Annotated in this window: 8 protein-coding genes; 5 read left to right on the top strand and 3 right to left on the bottom strand. The window is 75.1% G+C overall.

Annotation, left to right across the window (positions count from 1 at the left end):
- The coding region (locus tag ACFU7Z_RS29935; protein WP_380780902.1) for an FAD-binding oxidoreductase at positions 1–1,402 on the top strand (1,402 nt) is incomplete at its 5' end.
- 43 nt (positions 1,403–1,445) lie between these two features.
- Here the strand turns inward: ACFU7Z_RS29935 and ACFU7Z_RS29930 are convergent.
- On the bottom strand, positions 1,446–2,480 hold the full coding sequence (locus ACFU7Z_RS29930; RefSeq protein WP_380780900.1) for a hypothetical protein: 1,035 nt from the start codon (positions 2,478–2,480) through the stop codon (positions 1,446–1,448).
- Between the two features lie 314 nt (positions 2,481–2,794).
- On the opposite strand from ACFU7Z_RS29930, the gene ACFU7Z_RS29925 reads away from it, so the two are divergent.
- Positions 2,795–5,494, top strand: a complete 2,700-nt coding sequence (locus ACFU7Z_RS29925; protein WP_380780898.1) for a LuxR C-terminal-related transcriptional regulator — start codon at positions 2,795–2,797, stop codon at positions 5,492–5,494.
- Positions 5,495–5,511: 17 nt separating this feature from the next.
- On the opposite strand, the gene ACFU7Z_RS29920 is transcribed toward ACFU7Z_RS29925, so the two are convergent.
- Both ACFU7Z_RS29920 and ACFU7Z_RS29915 read right to left on the bottom strand, forming a co-directional pair.
- Complete coding sequence (locus tag ACFU7Z_RS29920) at positions 5,512–6,114, bottom strand: transglutaminase domain-containing protein (protein WP_380780896.1); 603 nt, start codon at positions 6,112–6,114, stop codon at positions 5,512–5,514.
- 100 nt (positions 6,115–6,214) lie between these two features.
- Positions 6,215–6,952 (bottom strand): DUF4232 domain-containing protein, encoded by a 738-nt coding sequence (locus ACFU7Z_RS29915; protein ID WP_380780894.1) that lies wholly within the window; start codon positions 6,950–6,952, stop codon positions 6,215–6,217.
- Between the two features lie 342 nt (positions 6,953–7,294).
- Here ACFU7Z_RS29915 and ACFU7Z_RS29910 point away from each other — a divergent pair, with 342 nt between their 5' ends.
- The 3 genes from ACFU7Z_RS29910 (at position 7,295) to ACFU7Z_RS29900 (ending at position 8,806) form a co-directional block, all read left to right on the top strand.
- Positions 7,295–7,630 (top strand): hypothetical protein, encoded by a 336-nt coding sequence (locus tag ACFU7Z_RS29910; protein ID WP_380780892.1) that lies wholly within the window; start codon positions 7,295–7,297, stop codon positions 7,628–7,630.
- A gap of 344 nt (positions 7,631–7,974) precedes the next feature.
- Entirely contained in the window at positions 7,975–8,112 is a 138-nt protein-coding gene (locus tag ACFU7Z_RS29905) for a cold-shock protein (protein WP_117491311.1), read from the top strand.
- Between the two features lie 112 nt (positions 8,113–8,224).
- Positions 8,225–8,806: a hypothetical protein gene (locus ACFU7Z_RS29900; protein WP_380744064.1), complete on the top strand. Its 582-nt coding sequence runs from the start codon at positions 8,225–8,227 to the stop codon at positions 8,804–8,806.
- The last annotated feature ends 108 nt before the right edge of the window (positions 8,807–8,914 follow it).

The raw sequence follows: 8,914 nt of genomic DNA, 5'->3' as shown, positions 1-8,914 counted from the left end.
CGCCACCACCGAGGACGTCGTACGCGCCGTCACGGAGGCGCTGCGCTCCGGGCGGAGGATCGCGCCGCGCAGCGGCGGCCACTGCTTCGAGGACTTCACCGCCGATCCGGGCGTCCGCCTGCTGCTGGACCTCTCCCCCATGGACGCGGTCGGCTACGACCCGGAGCGGCGGGCGTTCGCCGTCCAGCCTGGCGCCACGCTCGGGCGGGTGTACCGGGCGCTGTTCACGGGCTGGGGCGTGACGGTCCCGGCGGGCGCGTGCCCCGAGGTGGGCGCCGGCGGGCACTTCGCCGGCGGCGGGTACGGGCCGCTCTCGCGCCGCTACGGCTCGGTGGTGGACCACCTCCACAGCGTGGAGGTGGTGGTGGCGGACCGGGCCGACCGGGCGCGGACGGTGGTCGCCACCCGTGAGCCGGACGACCCGCACCGGGACCTGTGGTGGGCCCACACCGGCGGTGGCGGCGGCAACTTCGGCGTGGTCACCCGCTACTGGCTGCGCTCCCCGGACGCGACGGGCGACGACCCGTCCCGACTGCTGCCGCCCTCGCCCCGCGAGCTGAAGGGCTACCAGGCGGTCTGGGCCTGGGACGAGCGGATGACGGAACAGGCGTTCACCACCCTGCTGCGCAACTTCGGCACCTGGCACGAACGTCACAGCGAGCCGGGCTCCCCGTACGCGGGCCTGTACGCCATCCTCTCGGTGGCCCGTCGCGGCGGCGGCCCGATCACGATGTTCGTGCAGGCCGACGCCGCCGTCCCCGACCTGGACCGGATGGTGGCCGAGCTCGTGTCCGCGGTCGGCGCGGGCACCGGCGTCGAACCCGCCGTCGACCACCGGACCGTACCGTGGCTGCACGCCCTCACCTGGCCGGGCGCGGGAGCGGCCGGGGACATGTTCAGCCGGCGCTACAAGCTCAAGGCGGCGTACCTGCGCCGCTCGTACACCGACGCCCAACTCGCCACCGCCTACAGCTGGTTGACGGACAGCGCCGCCGTCTCGCACGGCGGTCTGCTGTTCGTCGGCTACGGCGGCCAGGTGAACGCGGTGGCGCCGGGGGCGACCGCGACCGCCCAGCGGGACGCGGTGATGAAGGTCGTCTACCAGACGGTGTGGACGGACGAGCGGGAGGACGCGGCGAACCTCGCCTGGGTGCGGGGGTTCTACCGCGCGATGTACGCGGACACCGGCGGCGTGCCGGTGCCCGGCGAGGTCAGCGACGGCTCGTACATCAACTACCCCGACGCCGACCTCGCCGACCCGGCCTGGAACCGCTCCGGCGTCCCGTGGCACACCCTCTACTACAAGGACGACTACCCGCGGCTCCAGGCCGTGAAGGCCCGCTGGGACCCGTACGGGCTCTTCCGGCACACCCTCTCCGTCGAGCCCCGGCCGGCCCCGTGACGCCGCTCCGGAACAGCCGGGTCCCGGAGGGGCAAACGGCGGGTCAGCGGACGGTCACCTGCCAGGCGCTGTAGGCCGTGGCCATGCGGCCGGCGATGCCGGGGCAGTAGTAGGTCGACGGGTTCATGGTGGCGGCGGGGAAGACGGTCGAGTTGGAGGGGCCTGCGTCGCTCCAGGCGCCGGTGGCGGGGGTGCGGACCTTCAGCCCGGTGGTCTCGACGACCCGTCCGCTCAGGTCCTGGCAGACGCCCACGTTGCCGGTGGCCGTCCGGTCGGAGTAGTACTCGAACATGTCCCAGCCGTAGTCGAGGCCGGTCTGGTCGGTGCCCCGGCTGGTGAAGAACGGGTCCCAGGTGCTGGTGGCGACGTTGTAGAGGGAGGCGCTCCAGGTGTTGGTCCGGGCGTCGGTGAGCTGGACCTGGAGGCTGTAGGCGGAGCGGCCGTTCACGGTGGCGCCGTACTTCCGGAGGAAGGCGGCGTCGATGTCGACGGTCGCGCCGACCGCCTGGGAGGGGTCGGTGGTGCACCAGTCCCAGGCCCATATCTGGGCGCTGTCCCGGGTGTGGACGGTGACCATCTCGATGCAGGAGTTGCTGCGCGGCTTGGTGGTGGGGGCGTAGAGGAAGTCGTTGGCGCCGCTCAGGCGCAGCGCGTCGTCGAGGGTGTGGGTGGCGATGACGGCGTCGTAGCCGGTGTTGCCGTTGGGGCCCAGCTCGGTGCCCCACCACCGGTGGGCCTGGGCGGCGATCGGCGCCGGGGCGGTGCGGTTCGTGGCCGTCTCCGAGGGCCGCGCCTCCGTGGCGAGGCCCGCGCGCAGCTCGCGGAACCGCTGGACGGCGGGCCGGTCCTGCGGCCTGATGCCGGCGTCGCCGAGGACGCGGCCGGACACGGGGGCGCCCGTCGGTGCGTCGGCCCGCGGGGCGGCCGGGTGGGCGGCGTGGGCCGGGGCCGACGCCGGGACCGGGGCCGCCTGGGCGCCAGGTGCGAGGGCGGTTCCGGCGACGGCGAGGGCACACGCGCCGGCGGCCGCGGCCGCGGTCCTCAGTACGGACGAACGGCGCGATAGTGTCGTGCTCATGACACTCCTAGGTGTGGGGGAACCCGAGGGGGGTGGCAGCCGCCGCCCGCCGAGGAGCGGATCGGATGCGCGGGGAGATCCGGTCACTGGCGAACGGAGCGGGTGGCCATCAGCGTGGGCCAGGCCCCGGCACGACACAATCCGGCTGCCGGAACTACCCATACTCAATCAATCCACCCGGCCTGAAGGCCGGTTGCCCACCCGGGCGTCCGAACCCCGAACCGCGGGCATCCTCACGATCGGGCCCGGCGGGCGGGCGCAGCCCCGTACGCACCGCCAGGACGTACGCACCGTCAGGACGAGCGGAGGCGAGCATGAACGACCCCTGGAAGGCCGTGCTCCACGGTTCCCTCGCCGACCCGGCCCGCCCCGGGACGGTCCTGCTGGTGGAGGGCCCGGCCGGCACCGGCAAGTCGCACCTCGTGGCAGGGCTCCGCCGCCGACACCCGGCCGGCTCCGGCTGCCTGACCCTGACCTGCCCCGGCCCGTCCGACGACGACGCACAGCACGCCCTCGACGCCCTCACCCGCGCCTTCGGCGACCCGACCCGGACCGCCGTCCCGACCCTGCTGGTCGTGGAGGACGTCCACCGGGCCGACGAACGCACCAGGTACCGGATCCGGCACCTGGCCCGCACCCTCCCGAACGGCTGCGCCCTGGTGCTCACCTGGCGGCCCGAGGACCTTCCCGCCGACCGGCCCCTGCTGGGCGAGCCGCTCTCCTGCCCGCCCGGAACCGCCGTCCTCCGGGTCCGGACCGGTCCGCTCCCGGCCGCGGCAGCCCGGGAGTTGACCGAACGGACCCTGGGCGCCCGGTGCCCGGACGACGTGATCGAGCGGCTGTACGCGGTCACCGGCGGCGTCGCCCAGGTGCTCGTGGACGTCCTGCCCGCCCTGGCGGGCACCGTCCTCGCCGACACTTCCCCGAGCGGCCCGACCGTGGACACCGTCGAGGCACTGGAGGCCCCACCGCGCCTGGCGGAGACCGTACTGCGCCGACTCGCCCACCTCCCGGCGGACGCCCTGCGGCTGGTGCACGCCGCGGCGGTGCTGGGCGAACCGGCCTCCGAAGCCGAACTGGCAGCCCTGACCGACCTGACGGCGGAGACGGCGCGCGGCATGCTCCTCGCCGCCCTCACCGCGGCCGTGCTGACCGACCTCGGCCCCCGGCGGTACGGCTTCCGCGTGCCGCTCGCCGCCCGGGCCGTGGCCACGAGCCTCCCCGCCCCCGAACGCGCCGACCTGCACCACCGGGCGGCGCAGGTGCTGAGACGGCGCACCGACGTCCCCTGGCCGCAGGTCGCCGGGCACCTCCTGGCGGCAGGGGTCCGCCGCGGCCTGGTCCGGGCCGCCGAGCGCGCCGCCGAGACCCACGCCGCCGCCGGACGGCACCGCGAAGCCGCCCGGCTCCTCCAGGACCTGCTCGCCGACCGCCGGATCCCCGGCCCCGCCCGCGCGAGGCTCGCCACGGCGGCTCTGCGCCGCATCGCCGGGTTCACCCTCCAGGACGCCGGCGCCCTGCTCGACACCCTCACCGGCGCCCCGCTCCTGCCCGGCCCGCTGCGCGCCCAGGCCCGGGTGCTGCAGGGACTGTCGCTGTGCACCCCGACGACACCGGACCACGACGGCTGGCTGTACCTGGAGCGCGCCGCCAGGACCCTCCCCGACGGACCCGGCCTCGCCGCCCGCGTCCTGGCCGCGATGTCCATGCCGCACTGGCCCGGCATCCCCCTCGCCGAGCACCGGCAGTGCGCGGAGCGGGCGGGCGCCGCGCTGGCGGCCACCACCGACCCCGTCCTGCGGGCCGCCGTCAACGCCAACCTCGTCGGGCTGCTCCTGACCCTCGGCGACCCCGGGGCCGAACAGGCGCTCCCGGACCGGCCATTGGGGGAGGACGAGGGCAACGGTGACGCCGCGTCGGCCGGTCACCGGGCCCGCGCCCTGTGCAACGCCGCCGACGCCACCCTGTGGCTCGGCCGCTACCACGACAGCCAGGCGTTCCTCGAACGCGGCGCGACCCTGGCCGGACGCCACCATGCCGGCCCCCACGTCGCCCACGGCATCCGCAGCATCCGGCTGCTCCTCGACTGGGCCACCGGCCGCTGGACCGGCCTCGCCGACCGGGCCGCCGACCTGGTCGCGGACACCGCGCGAACCCCGGTGCTCGGCCACGAGGCACGAACCGTCCTCGCCGCGCTGTGCCTCGCCCGCGGCGAGTGGTCGCAGTGCCGGGCCTGGCTGGCCGGCGGCCTGGCGCCGCACCCGGACCAGCAGTTGGCACCGGTGGCGGCGCTCTCCTCGACCGTACTCGTCCGGCTGGCCCTGGCCCGCGGCGACCACGACGACGCCAGAGCGCACGCGACGCAGGCCTGGGGACGGCTGCGCAGCAAGGGCATCTGGGCCTGGGCGGCGGAACTGGCACCCTGGGCCGTCACGGCGGCGCTGAGCGCCGGCGACCCCGCCACGGCCCGGACGATGGCCCGGGACCTCCGCACGGCCACCGCCGCGCCGCACCTCCCCCTCGTCGCGGCCGCCCGACGGTGGTGCCTCGCCACCCTGGCCGAGCACGACGGGGACCTCGCGCGCGCCGCCGACGGCTACCGCGCCGCCGCGGACGCCTACGCCGCGCTGCCCCGCCCGTACATGGCCGCCCTGGCGGCGGAGGCCGCGGCCCGCTGCGCCACGGCCGCGGGCGAAGGCGAGGACGCCGGCCGCGACACCGTCGACCGGCTGACCGACGTCCTCCTCGTGCTGACCGGGCTCGGCGCCACCCACGACGCCGCCCGCGTCCGCTCCCGCCTGCGCGCCCTCGCACCCCCGCGCCGAGGCCGGCCCGCCCATCCCGGGCTCTCCCCGCGCGAACGGGAGGTCGCCGAACTCGCGGCCGGAGGTCTGACCAATCGTCAGATCGCGGCCGCACTGCACCTGTCCACCAGGACCGTCGAGAACCACGTGGCCAGGGTGCTGCGCAAGCTGTCCGTCCCGTCCCGCCGGGACCTCCCCGCACGCCTCTGACGCGCGCCTCTACCGGCTCAACGTCCGGGCCGCCCCGGAGCCCCGCCGTCGACCGGCAGCTCGCCCGGGAGGTAGCCGTAGCCAGCCTGGCCCGGCACCGCCTCGGCGAGGGCCCGGACCAGCGCGGCCGGCGGCGCCGCGAAGATCCCGGGGTAGTCGCACTCCCCCAGCTCCGGCCGCACCGGCCAGGCCAGCCGTTCCCGCTCCAGGTCGTACCGCGCGTCGACACCCTCACGGTTGCCCCGGGCATCCAGGCGCGCCCAACGGCCGTTCAGGTACAAGGCGTTGAGGGCGTGCAGCACGAAGTCGCCCTCGCCGTCCGCCAGCCGCTGGTAGCACAGACCCGTCGGCACGCCCTGCGCTCGCAGCAGCGCCGCCAGCAGGTGGGCCTTGCCGTGGCAGATCGCGTTGCCCGCGGCCAGCACCTCCGAGGCGCGGAACGCCCCGCTGTAGGCGCCCGCGTCGGCGGAGTGCCGGACCTCGTCGCGGACGTGCTGGAAGGCCGCCTCGGGGGTGGCCAACTCGGCGGCCAACCGCCGCAGTTGCGGGTCCTGGTGGTCGATGACCCCGTCCGCCACGAGGTAGGCGGCGAGGTCGTCGGTCTCCGGTTGCAGGATCATGCCGCCCATCGTGCCCCGCCCCACGGGCCGCACGGGCGGAATTCCAGCCCGTGGACGGTCCGGCGCCCGGAGCGGGACGCCCAGGACCGGACCTTGGGGGCTACTTGGGGGCGGCGGTCATGGAGGCGACCGCGTCCGCCACGCTGCCCCGGTAGTTGCCCATCTTGGGGTTCAGGACGTGGGCCCCGGCGGGGAGCGGGAAGTTGCGGGTGTTCGCGAGGGGCATGTTGGTGCCCTCGCCGTCGACCAGCACGTTGATCTCGTTGATGCCGGGGGCGGTGCCGGTGGTGGCGCCGCTCGGGTCGAGGTCGATCACCGCGTAGGCGCTCCGGCCCGCCGGGACCGGGAACCGCTCCGTGCCGCTGGCGAGCACCGGCTTGAGGTTCTTGCTCTGGTCCCGGGCGGCCGAGTCGCCCAGGTCGACGCTCGGGGAGGAGCTCAGGCTGCAGGCCTTCGCGCCGGTGTTGCGCACCTCGATCACCCACTGGTTGGCCGCCCCGGCGCGCGCCGACGCGTTGATCGAGAGGTTCTGGATGTCGCACGGCTGGGCGGCGGCACTCCCGCCGGCGGCCCCGCCACCGCTCGACGGGCTCGCACCGGCCGGCGTGTGCGCGGCGGTGGGCGCTGCCGAGCCGGCGGGAGCCGGTGCACCCGGAGCCGGTGCACCCGGAGCCGGTGCGCCCGCCGAGGGAGCACCGGCGGCCGCCTTGGTGGGCGCGGAGCTCGCCGAGCCGGCGGGCGCGTCGGTGTTCTCGGGCCCGCAGGCGGTCAACGCGAGCCCCGCCCCGACGACGAGGACGGCGGAGACGAACAGCGGGCGACGGCGACGGACGGACATGGTGGCTCCCCGATGACGATGCGGACTGCTTGATCGAACACACCACAGGACGGCCGGACGACGGCATTCGGTGCCATCCGCAGCGTCACAATCGTCAGGACATGACAGGGACTGGACTGTGACACTCGGTCAGCCACAAGGCAGTTGACGGCACCCCTGGCCTGCCGGTATGCCCGGCCTCCCAGCCCGGCCCGGGTGCGGCGTATCCGCGGGAGTACTCCGGCCCGGGCCACCGGGGTTCCCATTCGCCTCACAGCACATGCGTCGGGGGACTCCCGTTGTGACGATGTCCCCATGAACCAGATCTAACGAACGGATAGGCGAATGGCAGCCTCGGGCTCTGTGACACGGCGTACGGCAGGTCGGCGTCCACCGCTGCGGCACGCGGTGGTGCCGCTCGGGGCGGTCGCCCTGGTCGTGGCACTGGCCGCTCCCGCCGCCGCGGCGGAACCGGCGAACGACGGGGTGGAGATCGCCACCGCGAGCACGTCCGGCCGTGTCCTGACCTGGACCGGCAGCTACTCCTGCGAGACGTCCATGCTGATCGCCGGCATCACGGTCACCGCTACGGACACCACCGGCGGCTCCGGATCGCAGACCATCCCGGTGAGCTGCCTGGACGGTTCCACCGGCCAGCCGGTCAGAGGTCAGGCGGTCACGTCGACAACGGGCTCCTGAGATCGGGCGGCGACTGGGGCGACGACATCACGGTGACCATCACCCTGAACAGCGCACTCGGCACCGCGCTGGGCTACGACCGGATCGTGCTGCTCGACAACCAGGTGGGCGAGGTCTCCCTCGACGGCGCGACCCCGGACCAGAGCGGAAACCTGGCCGTCACCGGCGGGTTCACCTGCCCGGCCGCCGGCACCGGCACCATCACCGCCGACGAGAGCGCCCCGCTCCAGAGCCCCGTCCTGGCGACCGGCTCGCTGCCCCTCACCTGCTCCGCGCCCGGAGCCCAGGCGACCTTCACCTTCCCCACCGCGAGCACCAGCCCCCGCGGCCGGGCCACGGGCACGGTGAAGTGGTTCAACTCCGAGAAGGGCTTCGGCTTCATCACCCCGGACAGCTCGACCGCCGACGTCTTCGTCCACTTCAGCGGCGCCACGGGAGGGACCCCCGGGAGCCTGGACGCCGAGCAGCGGGTGACCTTCTAGCGGGCCCGCGTCTCCCGCCGACCTCCGGCCGGTCGCACCTGCCGGACAGGCCCGGTACCCCGGGGGCGTACAGAGCGCCTCCGCTCCGGTCCGACGAAGAAAGGGAACCCGCATGTCCGTACGTCGAAGCGCCCTGACCGTGTCCGCCGTCCTCGCCGCGCTGGCCACCGGCGTGGCACCGGCCGCCGATGCCGCCCCGGCAACCGCCTCGGAGATCCTGAACTGCACCGTGAACGCCGCCGTCACCTTCGACCCGGCGTTGTCGGACGGCCCGGAGGCCACCACCGTGACGATCGGGGGGACGGCGACCGGGTGCACCGACTCCCAGAGCGGCCCGACGGCCGTGGTGGGCGGCACCGTCACCGCGACGCTCACGTTCGGCACGCTCAGCTGCAACCCGCTCACGGTGCCGGCGCTGGTCCCGGGCTCCACGGCGACCTTCACCTGGAACCTGCAGAACGGGACGCATGCCAGCAGCACCATCACCGACATCGCCGTCGTCGAGGTCGACGGCGCCGGCACCCTCACCGGAACCGTCACCGGCTCCTCCTCCCGCCTCGCCGGGGAGACCCTGACCGCGGTCCTGAACATCGACAGCGACCAGCCGATCATCGACAACTGCATCGACGTCCTGGCAGGCATTGGCCAGCCGATCGCCCACTCGACCCTCACCGCCGCCACCGCCTTCAGCTGACCCCGCGCCACACCGGCCCCGGGCCCCGCACGGTTCCGCCCACGGACGGCATCGCGGCACGCCGAGGTCCTACGGATGCCGCACGGGCCGACCGGTCTGCCGTTTCCC

It is taken from the genome of Kitasatospora sp. NPDC057518 (assembly GCF_042802075.1).
In the GTDB taxonomy this organism is placed as follows: domain Bacteria; phylum Actinomycetota; class Actinomycetes; order Streptomycetales; family Streptomycetaceae; genus Kitasatospora.
The sequence above is the reverse complement of the archived record's forward strand: the minus strand, read 5'-3'. Positions and strand labels throughout refer to the sequence as shown.

What these genes read in the sequence shown, in the direction of transcription:
- ACFU7Z_RS29930 (WP_380780900.1), bottom strand. Translation starts at nt 2,480, where the DNA reads ATGAGCACGACACTATCGCGCCGTTCGTCCGTACTGAGGACCGCGGCC.
- ACFU7Z_RS29915 (WP_380780894.1), bottom strand. Translation starts at nt 6,952, where the DNA reads ATGTCCGTCCGTCGCCGTCGCCCGCTGTTCGTCTCCGCCGTCCTCGTC.
- ACFU7Z_RS29925 (WP_380780898.1), top strand. Translation starts at nt 2,795, where the DNA reads ATGAACGACCCCTGGAAGGCCGTGCTCCACGGTTCCCTCGCCGACCCG.
- ACFU7Z_RS29920 (WP_380780896.1), bottom strand. Translation starts at nt 6,114, where the DNA reads ATGATCCTGCAACCGGAGACCGACGACCTCGCCGCCTACCTCGTGGCG.
- ACFU7Z_RS29900 (WP_380744064.1), top strand. Translation starts at nt 8,225, where the DNA reads ATGTCCGTACGTCGAAGCGCCCTGACCGTGTCCGCCGTCCTCGCCGCG.